Source organism: Coprobacter secundus subsp. similis (genome assembly GCF_015097275.1).
Classification (GTDB): Bacteria; Bacteroidota; Bacteroidia; order Bacteroidales; family Coprobacteraceae; genus Coprobacter; species Coprobacter secundus.
Genome location: NZ_AP023322.1, coordinates 417,965 through 441,108, shown reverse-complemented (window position 1 = coordinate 441,108; position 23,144 = coordinate 417,965). Strand labels below are relative to the sequence as shown.

The following is a 23,144-nucleotide window of genomic DNA, read 5'->3' as shown; positions in this document are numbered from 1 at the left end:
TGACTCCTATCTTTTTTAGTTTACCGGAACAAATCTGATTTTATCGATACGGAATTTCGCCACGTTTTTCGAAGTCTTCTCCGCATATACTGTGAGGGTCGTGGTTACTTTGGCATCGGCGGCTGTATGTGAGGTCTCGGACCACCACAGATTGTCATAGTAGTTGGCTACTGGCATGGTGACACCGGTAAAGGCCGTTGCCCGGACTTTTTCCGTTCCGGTAACGGTGGCTCTCTTTCCGTCGGAAGTTTTGGTACGGCCGTTGGTATTCATATACTCCAGTTCAAATTCGACTTGGGCTCTTTCTGTTTCAAATTCTTCTCCGTCCACTATCGGGGGAACGAAGTCTACATAGACTTCATATTTGCCCGAGAGTATATTGGGAATCTGGAATGAAACGGATGCTTGGTCCGAACCGGTCACTTCCAGATAGCTGTTGTTGCTGACATCAGTAAAGTTGTCGCCCACGGAAACAGTACGGACGAATGCCGTAGATGAGCCGTTGACCGTACGACCGTCTTCGTCTTCGCACTCGATAACGATTTCGGGATTCCATGTGTCGAGCGGCTCATAATTAAGCGCCGATGTCGTATATATGTTTCCATTGGAGCCTTTGATAAAGGTTGTTCCGGCAAAAAGGGAAGGTACATTGTGGGTAACCGTACCGGTGGTAGACACGAGAGAATCGTACTGTGCAAAAGGTTCTTCGACAAGTTTACGGTATACAAGGCTGTTGACAATGGCCAGCGAGGCCTGTACTTTTTGCAGCGAGTCGGCATACTCCTGCCCGTTATGGGTAGGGGCTTTGAAGTAAGGGGCTATCTGTTCGTAAGCTTTGTCCCAGGCTCCGTTGTCGGGCAAGAGCATGGTATAAGTAGAGTCTTCATCTTGTACATATCCTATACCGTAGATTGACTCCAACAAGGGGTTATAGTCTATGTAGACGATTTCGAGTGATGTGCTCAACTCTTCCGATACGACTTTTTCATTGAAAGAGGAAATGAAATCGTACAGTTCGGAATAGTCCGAATGTGTCTGTGCGTATTCGTAGAGATTATAGGAATAAGGTATAACTTCCGAGACGGTGTGAAGTATCCCGTTCGATGCCAAACGGTCTTTTTGCAACAGGGTCGCGCTCCCAAAAGTGAGTGTGCCGTCGCTGGCATACATCAGCCTCTTGCCGTTCAGCATAACGACACTTTCATCGACCGGCATGGCGGTGGAGTTGCTATACCGGGCTATATGGTTGTTGACGATACGCAGCAGCTCTTCTTTATCGTTCATATCTATGCCCGACAAAGCATCATTTACCGGGGCCCAAACGGTATATGTCTGCGTAGAGGTCAGCAGAGAGTCGTACCCGGTCGCTTCCACGACTTTCACAAATGAAGCGAGGGATGCTTCGCTCCGGATTATTTCCCACAGATTTTCATCGGGCAAGTTTTCCGAACGGTCGAAATGCGAATCCCAATCGTCTTTGCAGGAAACGAATATTGCGGCTAACAACAAGACGATTCCCGGCCATATACTTGATATACGATTTTTCATATTATATCTGTTTTCTGTTATATGTACTGTGTATTAGTTAATATCTTCCGTTTCGATAAGGTTGGTAGGGATATATTCGATGTAATCGAGATGGAATTCCCGGTCGTTTGTCTCCACATTTTTTACCCTGAAATAGTGGGGTGCATATTCCTGGAAAGAGAACGTCCCGATGACGATACGCAGGGAGTAGGAATCGTCGCGCAATGTCTTGGGCCCGTTCAAGGAATATACAGAGGCGGGGGCTTTCATGTATCCTCTGTTGCGCATCGCCTTATCATTTTCGCTACCGTTATCGGCTGTTTCCGAATCGGCCACCCACCCTACTCCGGGGTCGGTACCGATTGTCCTCAGGTTTACAGGTATACCCTGTATATCGCCGTCGATAAAGAGTTGTGCGATTCCCCTCCAGCTTTCGGCACGATATCCCAAACGGATTTCATAGGAACCCGGCGGTACGGGCAACAGCCGCAATGTAAAGTCGTACCATCCGGTGAATATCATTTCGTCGGCCTGATGATTGGTCCAGCTTTCCGATGCCCATAGTTTGATATTAGAAGCATCGTTGAACGTAAGATAATCTCCGCAAAAATCGGGTGTAATGGAATAGCCTACATTGCCCTGCATATCGACCAATTGCCAACGTATGTTATTGTTGGTCAACTGCGGGGGCACAGCATAAGCATCGAACCGGATGCGCTTATTGAGCACGTCCGAAGTCATATAGTTTTCGTCATATACGAGTATGTCGTTGAGCACATGGATAAAGCCGTTTACGCCGCTAATGTTGCTTTGCTGCTCATTCAGGGTGACGCATTTGCTCTCGTCAGCGGTAGAGGTATTGAGCTGGTAACCGCCGGTACCGGGCTTAATCTCTATCAAGCGGTATTGCAGCAAGGTCTCATAATACTCGTAACGTTTGTTTTGTGCTTCGGGTGTAGGCGTAGTGGCTGCTCCCTGATAAATAAAGGAGTTGGTAGCCATTTGCCGATTGAGTATATGGTAGGAAATAAATTTGTTTACCGGATTTTTCGAACTGGTGTAATCGTCCCAGTCTTCGCGGCCATAATAATTGGCGGCATAATCGCGCAATGAGTTGAGGTCGGTAATATTGTTGCGCTTGAACAGTTCGTCGGGTTCGCAGAAGACCGTGTATCCCAACTTGTCCTTATCGGGCACTTTGAATGTCCAGCCTCCGATATCAATCGTACCCGTACCGCCGGCATAGGGAGATTCGTAATCGTCGTTATATATCTCCTGCATGGTGTCTCCGAGCCCGGTGGCATCCAGCGCTTGCGAGAAGATGGTAAAACGGTTTTGCGAATCGTTCCGAATGACAGAGGGGAGGTCTTCCTCAGACATGGTTATCACACGGTCGATAATATGCAGTACTCCATTGTGCAATTCATTATTATAGTCGGTAATGGTGGAATTTTTATTGATGACGATTTCGCGCTGTCCCTGGCCATTGACGTTGAAGGATACAACAATAAAGCGGTCGCGCATGTTAGGGGTGCTTATGGCTCCTTCCTGAAACTTTTCGTAGGTGTATTCGTATGAGTCGCTACGGATAATGTGGTTGTACAGTATCTCCTGCTTTTTGGCATCGGTCAGTGCGTCATACGTCGTACCGTTTTCCGAGAAGTAAGCCGAAAATGCGTCGTCGGTCGGGGCAAAACAAGTGAAGTGCCCATAGACTGAAAGCAGCGAATAGTTTCCTGTGTCGTGTATCAGGCGGGCGAATGTAGAGAATTGGGGATTGTTATCGCAGAAGGATGCCACCGTCTCTCCTACAAAGGTATAGTATGCATCGCCTACGATGTCGTCGCTGTTGCAAGAAGTGAGTGTTCCTGAAATAATGGCACACAAGATAAATACCTTGCGCATTACTTTCGGGGCCCGTATGGCTGAAATATATTTTTTTCGTATCATGGTTGTTTTTTATTTAGTTACGTCTGAAGAAATATCATAGAACGGATTCTGCACGAGCAAAGAATTGAGCTTCAGTTCATCAGCCGATATGGGCATGTAAATGGCATCCATGGTATTCAGCTTGCTCTTTGTCGTCGACTGGTCGAGATTTCCGTATTTTCGCAAGAGATAATTGGACACTATATTTTCGGTCGATTTCTCATACCGGGCCAGCCGGATAAGGTCGAAATAGCGTTTTCCTTCAAAGATGAATTCTCTCTGCCGCTCGTCGAGTACCAACTTCCGCATGGCGTCGGGGGTATTGTAGCTGGAGAGTTGCAAGGAACCGGCGTTCAATGTCGGATTGGCACGGTCGTAGGTCTTGGATACCATATCGAGTGCGCCCTGCAAGTCGGTTCCTATCGTCGCCAGAGCTTCTGCTTTCATCAGGTATATGTCTGAGAGCCGATAGACCACCCAGTTTTTGGAATTAGACACGATGGTGTAGTCAGATTCCCGTACAGTCCCGGTAGCACTCTCGGTGCGCATCGCCACATATTTCTGTATGGGTATCATGGCGGCACTGCCGGATTTAAAGAATGCATCGTATTTTCTCACATCGGTTTCTCCGAAAAGGGAATTGGCATTGTCTTGACAGAGGTCATATGCCGACAACTTCTGGTATGTGTTGCGGGTAGAGCCTGAGCCGGAACGTCCGTAAAACTCATTGACAACATAGTTGGGGATATTTTCCTGTATAAATTGCAATTCGAAAATACTTTCGGTAGAGTTTCCTGCAATGAACACGTTGTAATTGTACTTGGAATAGGGCTCCAGAGCAAGAAAATTTTTCGTATCGGTAAGCACGTCGTCGCAATACTGCACACACTTCTGATAGTCTCCCTGCCAGAGTGCCATATCGGCGATAAGTGCCCGAATTCCGTTTTTGGTAAAACGACCTTTGGTATATGTCAGTTGCGGGAACCGGTCATTGGCATCGTCTACGCAGGCTTCCAGGTCGGCAATCAGGGTGTTGACCAACCGGTCCGGAGAGGTCTGGGCGATATAGAAATTTTGCGTATCGTCGGTATAGGGCTCTGTAATATAGGGTACATCGCGGAAGGTGCGTACCAGAGTGAAGTAGCAGAACGCCCGTACCGCCTTAGCCTCTGCCAGATACATATCGAGCTCTTCTTGCGTAAAATTGGGGTCTTTGTCTTTCACATCGGGAGCATACAGTATGAGCGTATTGCAATAGTTGATGACTTTGTAGAAGTCGGACCATGACGCATATCCGTTGGATGATGTCACGTTGGCTTCGAGAAGGAATTGCAAATCGTCTCCTGCCGAGAGGTTGGGGCCGGCTACAATATTGTCGGAACGAAGCTCGCCCCAGACAATGAGCCTCTCCATAAAGCCGGGTTCAATCATACCCCGGTAACAGGACCCTAACATGCTGAACACATCGTTTTTGTCGGCCCAGAAATCCTCATATACCATTTCGGACTCAGGGTAGATACTGAACCAGTCGTCGCACGAGGTACATGCAATGGCTGCCGAAAGGAGGGTCGCTTTTATTATATATCGTATCTGTTTCATAATTTTTTTCTTATTCGGATTGTAAAACATGGAATGCGGTACTCATCAGAACCCTACTGTCACGCCTACGGTAAGGTAACGTGAACGCGGCGTACGGTTCTCGTCGATAGCCATACCTACATCATTGATGGAGACTTCGGGGTCGACTCCGGTGTATTTGGTAAATGTCACCAGATTGTTGAGTGTCAAAGAAAAATTCAATTGTTGCATCTTGGCTTTTTTCAATATTTTCGGGTCTACGGAATAGTTCAGCGTGAGTTGTTTGAAGCGGAGGAATGAGCCGTCTTCGACAAAACGGTCGCTCGGTTGCCAGTTGTAACCGGCTCCATTCAGAGCCCGGGGTATCTCGGTAACGTCTCCGTCTTTTCTCCAACGCCAATTGGTAGCGATAGACTGGTTGTTGTCGGAATACATGTTCTCGGCATACCGGCGGGCGTTGTTGATGATTTTGTTCCCGTACCGGAAGTTGAAGAATGCATTCAGCGTAAAGCGTTTGTACCGGATTGTCGTACCGAAACCTCCGTTGAGTTTGGGATTGCAATTGCCCAGATATACGATATCCAGCTCATCGATAGAACCGTCGTGGTTGACGTCTTCGTAAATGGCATCTCCACCCCTGAACTTATAGGCATTGGATGTTCCGTAGGCATAATACATCGGTATGGGATTACCGTAACTGTCTTTGACAACGTTGCCGTTGGCATCATAGACGACAGGGCAGGTTCCTCCGCGGCCTTCTTTATAGGTGTCGTACTGATACACACCTTTATACCTGAAACCGTATATGGAACCGAATGAGTTATTGACCTGTATGCGGGTCAGATAATCGCTGCCCGATTTATAGTCAAAGTCTTTGTTATAGCTTTTCAGGACATTTTCGTCCAACTCAACAATGGTATTGATATAGTTGGAAAAATTCAGGTTGAAATCGATAGTCCAGTCGCCGAACTGCAACATGCGGTTGGTATTGAAATTCAACTCCCAGCCGTCATTGTCCATCGTACCGGCATTGATGTAGGATATGGAAGAGAAGCCCGATGAGGACGGGATACTCTGGTCTTTGAACAAAAGGTTTTCGGTACGACGGTGATATACATTCACGTCGAGATGGTAACGATAGTCGAACAGGTTCAAGTCGATACCGGCATTGTATGATGACGAACGCTCCCATTTCAGGTTGGCCAGCTTCAGCGATGCGGGTTTTATGGTGGAGATATCGATATAATTGTTGCCGTCGGTCCAGCTACCGTTATAGCGGCTGAAATAGAGGTATTCCTTATCGGGCTGGTTACCTGTCACACCCCACCCCAAACGCAAAGAAAACTCTGACATCCAAGATTGTGCTCTTTCCATGAAGGGTTCGCGTGAAATAATCCATTTTCCGGACAGTGCCGGAAACATCCCCCACCGGTTGTTGTATCCGAACCGGGTGCTGCCATCGAAACGCAATGTACCGTCGAAAACATAGCGATTGAGGAGCAGATAGTGGGCGCGGGCCAGAAAAGCCATAGTACGCATCTGCGACGATGCACTGCTGAAGGTCTTGATATTGGAAGCTGCCGACGTACCTGTTATCATATAGGAGGGTATGCCGTATTTCTCGAATTCCTGATATTGCGAGCTACCTACTTGCATCTGCCATGAACCGTACAAGAGCAGTGAGTGGTCATCGCCCAAATTGGGTGACCAAGTGAGGTTATGGTCGGTAAGGATAGTCAATGCCTCGGCATCTTTGTTATAAGAGCGGTTTACTTCTTCGCGATTCCACTCAAACGTGGTAGCCTCTCTGGGCAAGAATTTGGCATCGTGCACATTTTCCAGGTCGAAGGTTACGTACCCGTTGTAACGGAGCTTCTGCACATCGGGATCGAGAAAATCGTATTGCAGGCGCAACGTGGGAATGATACGCATATTGGACTGCTTGTAAGAGGCCAGTTTTGCCAACGCTACGGGATTGAGGTATATGTTTTTCTGTTCGTTGGACAGACCGGGCTCATTCTGAGAGACATTGAAGAAGACCCCCGTATCGTTGCCGTTGGCATCTTGCCGGTAAATAGAGGCATTGGGCATTTTCTTGTAGGCGATATCGAGAAGCCCGTACCACTTGTCATCGGCACTGTTGTAGATGTCGTAACTCTTGTTATTGTCAGTATTGGTAATCGAAAAATCAGAAATGAACTTCAAACGGGAAGATACCTGATATTCCAGGTTCATACGGGCAGAGATACGCTTCATCTCCTGCTCGATTATGGTACCGGTCTGGTTGTAATATCCGAGGGACGCCCGGAAACGTGCCTTATCTCCTCCTCCCGATATAGAGAAATTGTGGTCGTGTGTAAGACCTATCTGTGTCACAGCATCGACCCAATCGGTATTGTTATTGTAATTTTCGTACTCATCGGCGTTCCCGATAGGGTCATAATTGAATGCGGGAATATCGCTGTCTGCTTCGTTCTGATTGCGATTGAAATAGGCCTGCTTCATCAGCATGGTATAGTCGTCACCGTTGAGCATCTTGATACCTTGGGGTTGCTGGTATGCGGAAAACTGGTATGTGTATGAGACTCTTGTGGGGCCGGTAACTCCTTTTTTGGTCGTAATAGAGATTACGCCATTGGCTCCCCTCGACCCCCAGATAGCCGCTGCGGCTCCATCTTTGAGTACCGATATTTCTTCGATATCGCTGGGGCTGATGTTCAATAGAGTGGCAAACTGGTCTTGAGTCGCGGTTGCAAAATCGAAAGAAGCATCTATATTGCTTTCGAAGGGTATATCGTTGAGCAAAATAAGAGGTGTAGAACTGGAGTTGATGGAGGTGATACCCCGGATACGCAATGAGGAACCACTACCTACGTCACCCGAATTGCCGACGATATCCAGTCCTGAGATACGCCCTTGAAGAGCTTCATCGATAGAGGCTACCGAGAGGCCCTCGAAAGCCTTGGTACTGATGCGCTGCATGGCTCCGGAGAATTCGATTTCCGGAATGGGAAGCCCACCGCCCGAATACATCCGCTGGGCAGAGACTACTACTTCCTTGATTTCGGTAGCGCTCTCAAGCTTGACATCGAACTTACGCCTTTGCCCTATGGGCATCTCAATGGACTTGTAGCCGACATAGGAGAACTTCAGCTTGCTCGACTCGCTTTTTATTTTCAAAGAAAAGTTACCGCTGTAGTCGGTCACCGTAGAAGAGAGGATACGGCCGTTCTTGTCGACTTCGACAATAGCAGCACCTATCAGCTCGCCTTCAGTCTCGGAATACAGACGTCCGGTAATAATCTGGCCTGCTTGTCCGAAAGCCCATACCGGCACACAGCACAAGACAATTAAAAATATATATTTCAGATGATTATTCATGATACTTATACTTTATATATTATTTACTGAGCTTTTAAGGCATGATCTATTTGATGTATCACTACCCGTGAGGAGGAGAGTATATTGGTCGCCGATTTTATATCGCTATTGTCTACTATATAATCCCGGGCAAGAACATTATATAAGGACCGGTCGGCTGTAACGACCGATGCTTTCACTCCGGTATCGGTACACTCGATATTCAAGTCATTGCCGGTATTGCTATACAGGGTGACTTTATTGAATTTTCCTGACGGGGTACGGGATGCCGTCTCATAGGTCAGATTGCCGAAGGGTTTGCCTGAGACCGGTACCAGATTGTCCATAAAGTGGTATTTCAAGAAATTGAGAAGGTACAGGCATTTCGTCTTTTTCTTCGCGGGGTCAGTCTCGGCATTTATTTCTTCCCAAGTACAGAGGTCGGGGTCTTCGTCGAAGGCTTTTCGAAGCGCTTCGGCAGTGGGGACAAATACGGTATACCGGAAGTTGTTGAACGACTTCACAACGTATCCCAGCCCGGCAGAAGATTGCGTAACGCTCCGGTCGAAAACCGGTACGATGTCTTCATCGTCCTTGAAATAGGAAAAGACCGTACTGTTGCCTTCGCACAATTCAAAAAAGGCTTTGTACTCATCGTGTTCCTTGAGAACGGTATATACCGACTTGAAGGGGTCTTGCATGATATGGTCTATGAAGAAAGTGCGCCCGTTGTCGGACTCATAACGTGCCAATGAACCGTTGTCGAGATGCACGATTGTCGCCGGCTCTTGCCCGCTTTCCATATTACCGCCTCCGGCGAGTTGTATGGCATCGTTCGTACCATCGATTTTAACGACAGACCCTCCTTTTGTCATGGCATATTTCATGCCTTCGTCTATATCGCCCGACAAGACGTCGTTTTCCTTGTCGGCTACAATGATGTGCATATCGAGCAAGTCGGACAAGCGGTTCCGTATCATATACATTTCATCGGTTTCTTTTCCGATGGTCTTTATCTTGGCTCCTTTGTTTCCCAGGGCATCGCTTGCGTAGATATCGGCTCTCAACTGGTTGTTTTCGAGATAGAAATCCCATATTTGGCGGTCGGATGCCTCACCATTGGCCGCCAGCCCCCAGGATATGGGGTCACGATAATTTTTCATGGCCGCATCGGTAGGCACCAGAAGGTTGTACCGGTTCTCCATCGACCGCAAGAAATAGAAGAATTTCATTTCGGTGTCCTTGATGGCAACTTTCATCACTTGTGTCAAGGAACTTGCCATTGCAGAGCCGTACACGCTCTGGTAATCGATAGGCGGATATACTTTGTTGGTTACATATACGATACCGTTGCACCCCCAATAGCTACGCACGACATCGTTTCTGGAAACATTCATATCGAAACTGCTTTCGTCGGTCATGGTCTCCCATGTATGGGGCAAAGAAGCGGTAAAAGAGCGTTTTTGATGGTTTTTTATGAACAGTGCCAGCAAATCGGTAGGGACATTTTCCCAAGAACCATACACGTCTTTCAAGTAGGCTCCTTGAGTACCGTTCATATAATTGTCCATCGCCTCATCGGTGGGGACAAACATAACTCCTATATCTGTCTTCGCTGAAGAGGGATAGGAATTGTCGGCAGGGTCGAAATAAAGCAGGCCATAATTTTCCATCGATTTCTCGTACGGGTCTATGGCATTGGACTCGGTAAAATATTTCTTTATGAAAATAGAATCGGCGGGTATCGTCTTGTCCGGAGTCGTACCGTCGTAATAACTCCGTATCCGGGCTTCTATATCGGGGTCATAGTAGGGAGCACAGAAACGGCTCATCAAGGAAGAAAATATCCGTGTCTGGCTATCGTTTTCGATAATCTTATCCATATTGTCGAGCGGTAGCAGAAGGCCTTCCATGATATGGATATAGCCGTTTTTACAAATGATATCGGCCTGTACGACTTTGGTGTCATTTATATATATATCACTGCCCAGAGTGAAAGTCTTGCCATTGGAAAAAACGGAAAAGTCATCGGAAGTAACCCCCAACGTGCTCATAAACGAGGGCGTAAAGTGTACGAGTGGAGCTGTACCGTTGTCGGAGAGGTAAAGCCCCTTGCCGGCAAATCTTTTCCAATATATGTTACCATTGAACAAATCTTCGTTGTCATAGAAAGGGACGTTATCGATAAAAGTGTTGGATGAGTTGATTCTCATGGCCAGCCCCTCGCCCGATGAAGAGCTTGTAGAACCTACATTGGAAAGCATGTATGATAAGTAAGCCATATTTATCATACTGGAATTCATAATCATGCGTTTGAGCACCGGAGTAAGGTCGTCATATCCAGCCACTCCGTAAGAGTTGTTTTTGAAAAAACGTTCGAAGGCTTCGTCCCGTGCGGGAAGAAGGGTTTTACTCCCGGTACGGGAAAGGGTCTCCGTATACCCCATATCGTCGATTAGCCTTAAAAAGTACGTAAAATCGCCTTCACTTTTAAGATAATCGTAAATACTGGCATTCAAGTTGTCGGGTTCCCGGTCGTCGTATATGTAATCGTCCTTACAGGAAAAAAAGAACGGACTGCACAGTACCAGGCACAACAAAACGCGTACAATTTTTTGATTAAATTTTATTGGCATTGCTGAATTTATTTAGTATTAGAAATAGAATTATAAACTGTTATTTATTTACTTTAGCAAACTTATATCCGCATGTATCGATAAACTTATTGTGTTTCCATATCAGATTTTCATTCATTAAGAACTTGTCTAAATTTTCCATCCTATTTTAATATATGTTCTCTGAAAAGGTAAAAAATCCTTTATTTTTGTCAGATTCAAAAGTAGAAACTATTGGAGAAAGAAAAGAACGCTTTTTTTTCATATACTATAACAAATGTTGCATTATCGGGAATTTGAAAATAAAGGAAAATCATTTTGACACATTTGTGACAGAAAGACATATTCTGTATATCGCCGGAGACGGACTCCTTCTCTATATATTTACCAGGTTCTATGATTTCATGCCCTGCCGGATCCGACTATCTCCCTAAATAAGGTATTGTGCATGATACGAGGGAAATGAGTGATTTATATGAAAACCGGAACCAGGGAAAGGCTCAAAGGGCAAAAATGCGACATTTGTTTTATTTTTATGCAAATTTCGGACAGTCTACTTTGACAACTTCTCATATATTTGCAACATACATTGACAACTATGAAACAACACTTTTTGATTCTCCTTTTCTTCCTGAATGCATTTGCCGGACATCCGTTACAGATATCCGAATTTTCAAGCAGGTACTACTTCACCCCGATAAAAGGTTTGTCGCATAATAACGTGAAGGCCATTGTGCAAGACCATGACGGATTTATATGGATAGGCACACGTAACGGTCTCAACCGGTATGACGGGTATGAAGTAAAAATGTATAACTGCCATGACGAAACAACTGGGGCGGGCAACAACAATATATCGTCTCTCTTCGAGGATAGGGACCGGGACTTATGGATAGGGACAGACCGGGGTATATTTATCTACAATTCGAAGAATGACAGTTTTTCCCAATTTACGGTGGCTACGCCCAACGGGGTAGTCATACAGGACTGGATAGCCCAAATCAAGCAAGATAACGAAAACAACATCTGGATTATCGTACCCAATCAGGGTGTCTTCAGATATAATAAAGAGAGCCATGAACTGAAACAGTTCTTGTTGTCGTCGATAAACAGCCATACGTACAAGCACCCGCAATGTCTTGCCATATTGAAATCGGGGGATATATGGGTGGGCACCAATAAAGACGGCATATATCTGTATAATGCACAAAGCCAGTCGTTCGAACAACACATCACCGACCGCAACGGGGTAAGTATAAAGGATGAGCTTATTTATTGTATATGTGAATATAATGATTTTATCATTTTGGGGATACACGAAGGCAAACTCAAAAAATATGACCGCAAAACCAATACTTTCTCGGTAGTCAACTGCCCAGACGTGCATTACAGCATCATACGCGACTTACAGGTCTTCAACCAGGAATTGTGGGTGGGAACCGAACAGGGTATTTTTGTCATCAACGAGGAACAGGGGTATTTCAAAAACATACGTTACAATCCGATGTCACAGAACAGCTTGCCCGATAACAAGGTGTACAGCATGTACCAGGATCGTGAAGGGGGGATATGGATAGGTTCCCGCTTCGAAGGGGCTTGTTATATTCCGACCCAGACGATAGAAATGGAGAGATACGAACCGAACATGTCGCCCCACTCCATCTGCGGGAGGGTGATACGAGACATGGCAGAGGATGAGAGCGGGAATATATGGATATGTACCGAGGATAACGGTATCGCCCTGTTTAACCAGAAGCAGGAGACTTTCCGGCAAATCATCCCCAGCGGAGGCATACAGCGAATACCGCAAGGAATCGTGATAGACCAAGACCGGGTATGGGTAGGGCTTTTTAAAAACGGTATTGATATATATGACAGCAAGACTTTGAATGTACAACATTTGAGCCAGGAGGAACTGGGCATAGACGAGTCGAGCATATGGGCCATGCATCTGGACAAAAAAGGCCGTATCTGGATAGGCAATGGCTGGGGAGTGTACTCGTCGAGCCGCGACAAGATACATTTCCAGCGGCACAACGAGTTCGGCTCGGTCTTCGTCCATGATATTTATGAGGACTCCAAAGGATATATCTGGGTGTGTACTCTGGGAAGCGGAGTGTTCAAACTCAACCCCATGAACCAGGCTCTCGAACACTATACCGAATCGAACAAGCCGGGCAGCCTCAGCAGCAACTCGGTAAGCAGCATCACCGAGGATGAAAAGGGTAACTTATGGTTCTCGACTGACCGAGGAGGGCTGTGTAAATACGACGAGGCTACCAACAGTTTCAGGCACTGGAGAAAGCAGGACGGGTTACCGGACGATATGGTGTATAAAATCGTAGAGGACAATGACGGGAATTTATGGTTCGGGACGGAACATGGGCTGGTCAGATTCAACCCTCAGACGGAAGATATATATACTTTTACTGAGAAAGACGGCTTGCTCAACAATCAGTTCAACTACAAATCGGCGATAAAAACCCGCTCAGGGAAATTGTTTTTCGGCAGTACCCGCGGCTTGATAGCCATATCTCCCAATAAGACTCATGAGAACAAAATAACACCTGTCGTATGTATCACCAAACTGAAAATATTCAATCAGGAAATCAACATCGATACCGATAATTCTCCTCTACAGTCGAACATCACTCACACCGACAAAATTGTACTGAACCATGACCAGAACAGTATATCGTTAAATTTCAGCGCATTGCTGTTTTCTTCTTCCGGGACGAAGCGTTACAGATATAAATTGGATAACTTCGATAAAGACTGGATTATATGCACCGACCATCCGAATGCATCATATACCAACTTGTCGCCGGGAACTTATACTTTTTTAGTGAGCACTACCGACAGTTTCGGTAACTGGCTCGAAAACAGCACGGCTCTGGAAATCGTCATCGAGGCTCCTTGGTGGCGCTCAAATATTGCCAACACAATATATGTCCTTCTTGTATGCTGCGGTTTTGTGATTTTTATCGTATTATACAACCGCAAGCTGAAAAATCATTATGAGAAGCAACAGATACTGTACGAAAAGGAACACGAGAAGGAGTTGTATAATGCCAAAATAGAATTTTTCACGGCTATCGCACACGAAATACGAACTCCTTGCATCCTCATCAACGGGCCGTTGGAGAACATACTGGAAAGTGAGGAGTCACCGGATGTCATCAAAAAGAACCTGCCTATCATAGAACAGAACGTGAAACGCCTGCTCAACTTGATAGACCAATTACTGGATTTCCGTAAGGTAGATGAAAACCGGTTTATCTTGAATTTCCGAAATACCAACCTAAACCAACTGCTGAATAATACGATATACCGGTTTGACCCTATGATAGAGCAGATGGGGAAAAAAATAGTCGTGGAAATATGCAAGGACAATCTGGTAGCTTATATAGACCCCGAGGCTTTTACCAAAATCATCAGCAACTTGCTTAACAACGCCATGAAATATTCTGAGAAATATATACGGGTGGAGCTTGTAGAGCAGGACGAAATTGCCGTCATCCGGGTTATCAACGACGGGATTCCTATCCCACCGGAGCTAAGCAAGAAAGTTTTCGAACCGTTTTTCAGAACCACCAAAGACTCAAAAATATCGGGAAGCGGTATCGGGCTGTCGCTCGCCCAGAAACTGGCTACTCTGAACCATGCCGAACTGACGTTGGACGGTACGGCTCCTCTCACTACATTCTGCTTATCGGTTCCGATAAAGACTCATGCAACGGACGTTTACGAACCGGAAACAGGCCCGGAAAAGGAAAAACAGATACAGCCGATTATCGATGACGAACCGACCGTAAAAACAGCATCGACCCTTACCGTCTCCAAAGATACAGCCGAACCGGCTTCTCAAAAAGAATATACTATCCTCGTCGTAGAAGATGACCCGGATGTGATATCGTTCTTATCGGAACAGCTCAGGCAATACTTCAATGTATATACAGCGGAGAACGGGAAAGAGGCTCTGAAAATACTGGGGCAAGTATATATCGACATCATACTCAGCGATATGGTAATGCCTGAAATGGGCGGACTGGAACTGTGCAAAACCGTCAAATCCCAAGAAGACCTGGCTCAAATCCCTGTCGTGATGCTAACGGCAAAAACCGACATGGACAGTAAACTGGAAAGTCTCGAAATGGGTGCCGATGCTTATATCGAAAAGCCGGTATCGTTTAAATACTTGCACAAACATCTCTTGATGTTGCTGAAAAACAGAGAGAAAGAGAAGAAAGCATTCTTGAATAAGCCTTTCTTCCCGATACAGAAGATGAAGGTAAACAAGAATGATGAAAAATTTCTTGAAAAGGTAATCGGTATCATCGAGTCGAATATCACGAATCCGGACTTGAACGTACAATTCCTTGCCGATAACATGTGTATCAGCCGCTCAAGCCTGCACCGGAAAGTAACGCAGACCACTACCCTCTCTCCGGTAGAGTTTATCAAACTCATACGGTTGAAAAAAGCGGCTGCCCTCATTCAGGAAAGCGAGTACCAGATTGCAGAAATCTGCTTTATGGTCGGGATAAATTCGCCTTCGTATTTCAGCAAGATGTTTTTCAACCAATTCGGTATTACTCCGAAGGAATTTTCCAAAAACAGCAGAGCCGAGAAAAACAAAAATATATAAATAATGTAGCAAAAAATTGTACAAATCAGCCAAAAACCGGAGAAAAAATAATCTTTTAACAAGATTTTACCTCCGGAGAGAAGAGCGGTCATGAGACATATCTTGCGACAAGTGTGCTATTATTTGTCATATGATGCTTCTTAGTTCCCCCTCATAAAGGGAAACTGAGGCATATAACGGCAAACACGCCAATCGGAATACGTCCCCGAAAGTGGAACAAGCGCTTCTTATCTTCCGGTATACCGATTCGGGGAATATAAATTAATTATTTAATATTCAATACTTCATATATAAAACAAGAAAACGGGCAATCTTTTTGGAGATGAGAAACGCACCCCAATAATGAAAAAGCAAAATGCGAATCAACAACCCTATCAAATATATAACAATGAAACCAAACAAACTGACTCATTTTATCGTAACGACAGTAGTAGGTACAGGCACATTGTGCTGCTGTACGCAACCGGCCGATGAGCTCTCTCTCTGGTATGAACAACCCGCGAACGAATGGATGCAAGCAATACCAATAGGCAACGGACGCTTGGGTGCCATGATATATGGAGGGATAGAGGAGGAAACCATCGCCCTGAATGAAATTACCTTGTGGTCGGGACAACCGGACTCCACTCAAAACGACTTGTGCGGGCCTGAAAACCTGAAAAAGATACGGGAGCTATTTTTTCAGGGGAAAATCGAAGAGGGTAACCACTTGGGAACCCAGCATCTTTCGGGAAAGGGAAAATCGTTCGGCACACACTTGCCTTTGGGTGATTTGAAAATAAAGTTCGAATACGACACGGAAACGACCGAGGAGTATACCCGAAGGTTGAACCTCAACGAGTCTGTCTCGACGGTCTCTTTCAAAAAGGGTAATACGCGATATTCAAGGGAGTATTTTTGCAGCCACCCCGACGAGGTTATCGCCATGCGTTTTACGGCAGACCAACCCGGGAAAATAACGACAACACTCTCCTTAGACTTGCTCAGGCAGGGAACCTCCGTTGCTAGCAAAAAAGGTCTGGTAACGGCCGGTATAGCTCTGTTCCCGAATTTGGGCCCGGGCGGCGTCAGCTTCAACGGCACTTTCAACGTGTACCCGAACGGCGGTGAAATCATCGTATCGGACTCTACTCTGACCATAAAAGGGGCTAACGAACTGGTTATCTTAGCCGACATCCGTACCAATTACCAGACAGAAGATTATCCCCAAATCTGCTTCGAGAACTTACAGGCCGCAGCAAACACCGGGTACCAATCTCTGAAACAACGACATATAGAAGATTACAAGAGCCTATTCGACCGTATGAAAATCTCGTTGGGTACACCGACGGAGGATATAGCGACCGACAAGCGGTGGGCAAATGTAAAATCGGGTAAGGAGGATGTTTCGCTCGATGCTTTATTTTACCAATACGGACGTTACATGCTTATCTCCAGTTCTCGTCCGGGTTGTCCTCTGCCAGCCAACTTACAAGGCATCTGGAACGATAATCTGGCTTGCAATATGCCCTGGACATGCGACTACCATCTGGACATCAATATACAGCAAAATTATTGGTCGGCCAATGTGGCAAACTTGCCTGAATGCAACCTGCCTCTGTTCGACTATATCGGGCAATTGGCCAAAGCCGGACATGAAACAGCCCGGAAAGTGTATGGCTGCAACGGATGGGTGGCACATACCGTCACCAATGCATGGGGATATACGGCTCCGGGAGGCGGTGTCGGCTGGGGGCTGAACGTAACGGCGGGTGCCTGGATAGCTACCCACTTGTGGAATCATTATCTATATACCAAGGATACGGATTACTTGCGTACTACGGGATATCCGCTATTGAAGAAAACGGCCGAGTTTTTTGTGGATTACATGGTGGAAGACCCGAATACGGGTTATCTGGTAACGGGTCCCAGCATCTCGCCGGAGAACTCGTTCAGATATAATAACGGCGACTGGTGCATGTCCATGATGCCGACCATCGACCGGGCTATCGTGTACGACATATATCAGGCTTGTATCGCATCGGCGGAAATATTGAATGTAGATGCAGACTTCAAAGAGCGTCTGGAACGAGACATCAAGAAGTTGCCCCCTCTGATGATAGGAAAAAGCGGGAAGGTACAAGAGTGGCTTATGGATGTGGAACGCAGTGATCCGAGCCACCGGCATTCGTCCCATCTGGTCGCCTTGTATCCTCTGGGGCAAATCTCTTATACTCAAACTCCCGAACTAATGGCTGCTTCGAGAAAATCGATAGAAAGCCAGTTGAACGCTCCGGGATGGGAGGATACGGAATGGAGCCGCGCGAACATGATAAACTTCTTTGCCCGAATGAAAGACGGGGCGAAGGCTTATGAATCGTTACTGGGTCTATACCGGGTCTTCTCCCGTGAGAACCTGATGACCGTATCTCCAGCCGGCATTGCGGGTGCGGAATCGGATATCTTCAGTTTCGATGCTAACGAAGCTGCCGTATCGGGAATGTCTGAAATGTTACTGCAAAGTTACGACGGGTTTATAGAGTTCTTGCCTGCCATACCGGACAGTTGGGATAAAGGCGAGGTGAAAGGAATCTGCGCCCAAGGCGGCCTTGTCATCGATATGAAATGGGCTCAAAAACGATTGTCGAATGCCGAAATCAAGGCTACCCGAGAGCATGTATTCCGGGTATATCTGCCTGAGAAATGGGGTGTGCCGGTACTTGAAATCAATGGAAAGAAAATTGATGCCAATACCGATAAAGAGCTGTACGACATCACTTTGTCAAACGGTGACGTATTGTCGATAACATACAGGTAAACAAAGGCAAGCCCGAGAGATACGGGGACAGATTCAATGACTGCCCGCCCCAATACACATTCTACAGAAAAAACGTATTATTGTATCCATTACCATTACTCCCCGGTCACGCTTTCAAGAGCATGGTCGGGGAATAATGGTATCGTCATAAAATAAAAGAAAAAAATGGAGAGGCAGATTTCCACTTTAACCATGACAAATTCCCATAGATGACATTTCCGGTAAAAGACATTACAATTTTGCTTATTTTACGGAACTAACCCAATCACCATTACTTCGGTTCCGCTATAACATAGTAGTATTCTTCATGAGTGTCATCACCCTTACTATGAAGTAATGCTGCACGTGTAGTGTTATTTCCATAAATTTCTACAATGTCGGCATCTTGAGGAAGCGTCTTAAAGTCGGCAGCAGTCTGCGATGGGTGTTTGCCCAAATGCTTCTCCAACAGCCACCTCAACCCGGCTTCCTGCCTTTTGAGGTATTCGGCATCCGTGAGTCCGGAGGAAAATGCCACCTTTATGATTACATAACAGGTACTGTTGAGCATTTGGGTATCGGTCAAAAGGAACTCATAACGGGTATCGAGAATACTATATATGAGACTGGTCTTGGGATTGGCAATCGCCACAGCTCCATTCGTCCAATCTACCCCAAGGAAATCCCTCTCACGCATTATCTGGGTTATTGAAAACTCATACTTTACTTCGTTATCCTTATATCCTTTGAGAGAAATCGGAAAATCTCTTTTCTCAAAAAAATGAGAACTCCATTGGGAAGTAAACTCTTCACTCGTACCACTTTCATCCGCAGATTTTCGGTAAACGCAATACGTATCCGGCAAAACGGGAGAAGACATAACAATCGAATCATAATATTGCAGGAACTCCGGTCTGCCGGGAAAAATATATTCATCCTGATGATCAAGTATCCTGAACGTCAGGAAATCGAAAGGTGCTGCCAATGGCGTGTCAAGGTTCATAAAAGGAGTAAGCTGCACCATCTTAAGTTTGAATTTTGCTTCTTCAGGCAGCTCGTCAGGTTTTGGCGTAACAGAAGGCACGTCACTTATAACCTCAAGCAGAGTGTAAGTGGTATTTGAGGCATCAGCCGGTGGATTGGCAAGTATTGTCTTGCGCACCTCCAGCTCGTACGCATGTCCGTGTACATAGTCGAACCCCTTGATACTGCCCATAGCAAGTCTCTGCCATTCTGCACTGTGCTTTTCCTTGACTTGCATATACTCTACTGCAGGAGTCCCACCACTGCCAATGGTTTCCCAAACAGTCGTTTCAGATACATACAGGAGTATATCGGCATAAGTATCATCAAGAGAGGTCTCCTTATCACAACCCGCCCACATGACACTCATGACAGCCAATAAAGCTAATTTCAGATTCTTGAGCGTCATAAATTTATTTATTAAAAGTCTTTGAAATCTGTTCGCCAACACGTTTAAGAGCGCCTTTGATATCAGAGCCCGGACTGATTCCAAGCGTAGTGTAAGCTCCTTGACAAGATGCTAACGGACGGCCTGTATTAAAGTCTATGAAGTTAACCGTTATTACGGTTTCTTCTTGTTTTATAGCGACACCGAATGTCGCGAGCAACAAAGAGGATTGTTCTCCCTGCGTCAAATCATCAATACGATATTGACCTATCATAGTCAGTCCGGATTGTTCTACTGCATCATATAATTGTATCTGATACTGCACTAATTCAGGTGGCATTCTGTATGTACCATTATCAATTACTGCCACATATTTATACTTTGCCAAATCAGCACCTTGTGAAACCACAGATTTGGAAACGGTACAGCTTGTCCAAACCAACGACAGGAAAATACAAAAAGAAAAAATATAATTTTTCATTGCCTATTATATACAAGTTAATAAACCATTCGAGTCTGTCTGACTTTTCCAATAAAAAATATTATCCGGTCATTTTCATGTTTTCTTTCGACCTTTTCCCCGCTTTCTTTCGTCAGACAGCCTGCTATCCTCCTCTTAAAAACAAAAAATATCCTCAAAAGAGCTTTCAAGCCTGACCCAAGCAAAACCCAGACAAGTCTAAAACAAGTGCAAAAATAGAAAAATCCATAGATTGAGGTTCAACTATCACTGATTTTTTATGATTTATCATCGACCTCCTCAATCATTACTATGACGGAATGAGGGAAAACTAACCCAACAAATCATTTATTATCAGATAAATACATACAAAAATTTCCCCTCTCAAGAGGGGAAATTTTACTCTAAACCACTCATTATCAGGAAGGGAACAACAGCCAAACATTCCCTCTCCGAAAGAGTATAATACAGCTTCTAAAATCTCATTATACAAAAAAAGAGACCCTAACCAAACACACTTATATATTTCTACCTATACGACAGCTCTATTTCCCACTCGCCTCCCGATATGCGTACAGCCTGACCGTCGGAAAAATCGGCTTTATAGCGTTTATCAGGATAGAATTTTTTATTTTTGAAAATCTTTTTCCCTTCCAATTTCACTTGCTGTACTTCCTCTCCAACAGGTAGCAGGGCTTGTGCACCAGACGGGACACTCAACCGAATCTTCAACTCTTTTTCCGAACGATTCAAGGAAACCGAAATTCGCCCATTGACACTGAGCATCGACATTTCAGCATGGGTAAGAAAGCCCATTTGCGGTCTGAGGCTGAACTCTTTAAAGCCCGGCTTTACCGGAGCTATCCCACAGACTTTTTGAGACAGGAGAGTCAATCCGCCTCCACTCCAAGCATGGTTATAAGTACCTCCGCCAAATCCTTCGGGCCCGATTCCCCACCCTTCGAAAAGCGTCGTGAGACGGGGATAATCTACCATTTTCCCAAATCTTTTCTTCATTCGTTCAAGGGCTTCGCAAGGGCGATTCATACGGAACATGGCTTCCAATACGTATTTTTCCATGTAGGGACTGGCATATTCATAGTGTCGGAACAGTTTCAATATGGCTTCATATTTCGACTCGTCGGCCAATCCTGAGAGTACCGCCAACGCCTGCAGCCGGTCATCGGGATGGGGAAGCGACTCATCGGCCCGATACGCATAGCCTTTCCAGTATGCCCTGTTAAACGCATCTTTCAAGGCACTCATTTCTTTTTTCATATCGGCGGCATCGTCTTCTTTACCGAGAACTCCGGCCATGCGAGAGACACCATCCAATGCCAGATAATACCAAGCATTGAATAATCCTTTTATATCGACATTCGTGCCCCAATCGCCCCACGTCCAGTCTCCGCTACGAAACTTGACAGTGCCGTCTTCGTTATATTCCCATACAGCCAGATACCGCTTGACAGAATCATACAAATCGGCGATAGTAGCAGTATCGCCGGTATTCAGGTAATAATTCCAAAATCCATACAGCCCTACACTGGCCAACATCTGCCCCGGCAGTTCCGTCTGATAGTTCGATGAAGGAATCGGCGAGAATATCGTGCCGTCTTCTTTCTGCCACTGCATCAGTTCATACATGCCTTTTTTCATCAGCAAATGCGATTGGGGACAAAGTGCATAGAATGACTCTCCCGACTCGATCACCTCATCGCCCCACCATTGAGCACGCTCCCGGTCGGGGCAATCCATATAGGTGTCGCGCATGGTCACCAGCAACGTGCGTTGCGCTTTCGTCCAAAGCCGGTTGTAAAAATCGTCATTACAGCTAAACGAGCCGGCAAAAGAGGTATTATAGCTGGTTTCCCGATAGGTCGCATTTATCAGAGTAATTTCTTTGGGGAGTATATAATATACGGCATGTCCGTTTATCCAGCCCAGGCTTTCATAGCTTTGCCGCCCTTTCCGGGTCACATATTCGGCTCTGAGGTTATACATGCCACCGCCTTTGTAATTATCCGTACATACGCTTATCGTATCTCCCCCTTGTGCTTCTACTTCCAAGCATGGTGTCAATTGCATATTGTAGGGCAGATGACAAATGAGCGTATCTTTTTCCTGTCCTCTTCTCCATTCCCGAAGAGTATATTCTTTCTGTCCATAATCTTTCCACATCGGGATTATTCTCGGGTATAGTTTGTTCCACGGCTTACATCCTTCTTTTCCTACTTCTACCGAAGCCGACCACGGATACCAAAGACTGTCTGCCGGCGACACTATCCACGATTCTGAAAAGAGGCGGGCATCATAACCGATGTTGGATTCGGACAGTCTGAAATTGGGCTGTGTCCCCTTGGGAGTGTAATATCCCCCATGAATGGCCGAAAACCAACTTTTATCACTATACAGAGGGAATTCGTCCGAAAGGCTCTCCACAAACAATCCGGCTTTGCCGCTCGGCTGATAAGAGAACCCCTCTTTCCCGAAATACCACAAAAGAATAGCGACGGCATTTTTCCCTTCTTGCAAGAAAGAGGTCACATCGACTGTGTCGTAATAGGTATCTTCCGGTGTGGGCCCCCGTTTCACAGCCCCCTCGAAGACGGCGAGCCTACCGTTTATCCACATCCAGTACTTGCTGTCGGCCGCGATTTTCAATGTTACACTTTCCGAGGGACGAGAATTCAAAAGGATATCCTTGCGAAAGCAAAGCCATGTATTCGAGGCGCTTTGATTTTCAAATGCGGTAATCCACCTCGCCCGACTCTCGTCTGCCTGTACGAAAAAGAACGACAAGAGTCCCCAAATTACCAAAACGATTTTACGGGACATAT

At 45.8% G+C, this 23,144-nt stretch carries 10 protein-coding genes; 2 read left to right on the top strand and 8 right to left on the bottom strand.

The window, feature by feature from the left end; genetic code table 11:
* Nucleotides 1-15: 15 nt before the first annotated feature.
* Genes Cop2CBH44_RS01600 through Cop2CBH44_RS01580 form a run of 5 tightly spaced genes read right to left on the bottom strand, consistent with a single transcriptional unit; the run spans nt 16 to nt 11,030 of the window.
* On the bottom strand, nt 16-1,548 hold the full coding sequence (locus tag Cop2CBH44_RS01600; RefSeq protein WP_200755419.1) for a fasciclin domain-containing protein: 1,533 nt from the start codon (nt 1,546-1,548) through the stop codon (nt 16-18).
* Between the two features lie 33 nt (nt 1,549-1,581).
* Entirely contained in the window at nt 1,582-3,477 is a 1,896-nt protein-coding gene (locus tag Cop2CBH44_RS01595; protein ID WP_200755418.1) for a fasciclin domain-containing protein, read from the bottom strand.
* 9 nt (nt 3,478-3,486) lie between these two features.
* Complete coding sequence (locus Cop2CBH44_RS01590) at nt 3,487-5,055, bottom strand: RagB/SusD family nutrient uptake outer membrane protein (RefSeq protein WP_200755417.1); 1,569 nt, start codon at nt 5,053-5,055, stop codon at nt 3,487-3,489.
* A gap of 45 nt (nt 5,056-5,100) precedes the next feature.
* Nucleotides 5,101-8,415: a SusC/RagA family TonB-linked outer membrane protein gene (locus tag Cop2CBH44_RS01585; protein ID WP_055096144.1), complete on the bottom strand. Its 3,315-nt coding sequence runs from the start codon at nt 8,413-8,415 to the stop codon at nt 5,101-5,103.
* Between the two features lie 23 nt (nt 8,416-8,438).
* On the bottom strand, nt 8,439-11,030 hold the full coding sequence (locus Cop2CBH44_RS01580; RefSeq protein WP_200755416.1) for a fasciclin domain-containing protein: 2,592 nt from the start codon (nt 11,028-11,030) through the stop codon (nt 8,439-8,441).
* Nucleotides 11,031-11,607: 577 nt separating this feature from the next.
* Between Cop2CBH44_RS01580 and Cop2CBH44_RS01575 the strand changes: the two genes are divergently transcribed.
* Entirely contained in the window at nt 11,608-15,657 is a 4,050-nt protein-coding gene (locus Cop2CBH44_RS01575) for a hybrid sensor histidine kinase/response regulator transcription factor (protein WP_200755415.1), read from the top strand.
* 388 nt (nt 15,658-16,045) lie between these two features.
* Nucleotides 16,046-18,454, top strand: a complete 2,409-nt coding sequence (locus tag Cop2CBH44_RS01570; protein WP_200755414.1) for a glycoside hydrolase family 95 protein — start codon at nt 16,046-16,048, stop codon at nt 18,452-18,454.
* A 271-nt stretch (nt 18,455-18,725) separates the two neighbouring features.
* Here the strand turns inward: Cop2CBH44_RS01570 and Cop2CBH44_RS01565 are convergent, their stop codons facing one another.
* The 3 genes from Cop2CBH44_RS01565 to Cop2CBH44_RS01555 form a co-directional block, all read right to left on the bottom strand.
* The gene (locus Cop2CBH44_RS01565) at nt 18,726-19,865 is read right to left on the bottom strand and encodes a DUF4377 domain-containing protein (RefSeq protein ID WP_200755413.1); all 1,140 of its coding nucleotides are present in this window, start codon (nt 19,863-19,865) and stop codon (nt 18,726-18,728) included.
* A 4-nt stretch (nt 19,866-19,869) separates the two neighbouring features.
* Complete coding sequence (locus tag Cop2CBH44_RS01560; RefSeq protein WP_021931367.1) at nt 19,870-20,325, bottom strand: hypothetical protein; 456 nt, start codon at nt 20,323-20,325, stop codon at nt 19,870-19,872.
* 507 nt (nt 20,326-20,832) lie between these two features.
* Nucleotides 20,833-23,142 (bottom strand): alpha-L-rhamnosidase-related protein, encoded by a 2,310-nt coding sequence (locus Cop2CBH44_RS01555; protein ID WP_200755412.1) that lies wholly within the window; start codon nt 23,140-23,142, stop codon nt 20,833-20,835.
* Nucleotides 23,143-23,144: the final 2 nt, after the last annotated feature.

What these genes read in the sequence shown, in the direction of transcription:
- Cop2CBH44_RS01580 (WP_200755416.1), bottom strand. Translation starts at nt 11,030, where the DNA reads ATGCCAATAAAATTTAATCAAAAAATTGTACGCGTTTTGTTGTGCCTG.
- Cop2CBH44_RS01600 (WP_200755419.1), bottom strand. Translation starts at nt 1,548, where the DNA reads ATGAAAAATCGTATATCAAGTATATGGCCGGGAATCGTCTTGTTGTTA.
- Cop2CBH44_RS01560 (WP_021931367.1), bottom strand. Translation starts at nt 20,325, where the DNA reads ATGAAAAATTATATTTTTTCTTTTTGTATTTTCCTGTCGTTGGTTTGG.
- Cop2CBH44_RS01565 (WP_200755413.1), bottom strand. Translation starts at nt 19,865, where the DNA reads ATGACGCTCAAGAATCTGAAATTAGCTTTATTGGCTGTCATGAGTGTC.
- Cop2CBH44_RS01595 (WP_200755418.1), bottom strand. Translation starts at nt 3,477, where the DNA reads ATGATACGAAAAAAATATATTTCAGCCATACGGGCCCCGAAAGTAATG.
- Cop2CBH44_RS01575 (WP_200755415.1), top strand. Translation starts at nt 11,608, where the DNA reads ATGAAACAACACTTTTTGATTCTCCTTTTCTTCCTGAATGCATTTGCC.
- Cop2CBH44_RS01590 (WP_200755417.1), bottom strand. Translation starts at nt 5,055, where the DNA reads ATGAAACAGATACGATATATAATAAAAGCGACCCTCCTTTCGGCAGCC.
- Cop2CBH44_RS01570 (WP_200755414.1), top strand. Translation starts at nt 16,046, where the DNA reads ATGAAACCAAACAAACTGACTCATTTTATCGTAACGACAGTAGTAGGT.
- Cop2CBH44_RS01555 (WP_200755412.1), bottom strand. Translation starts at nt 23,142, where the DNA reads ATGTCCCGTAAAATCGTTTTGGTAATTTGGGGACTCTTGTCGTTCTTT.
- Cop2CBH44_RS01585 (WP_055096144.1), bottom strand. Translation starts at nt 8,415, where the DNA reads ATGAATAATCATCTGAAATATATATTTTTAATTGTCTTGTGCTGTGTG.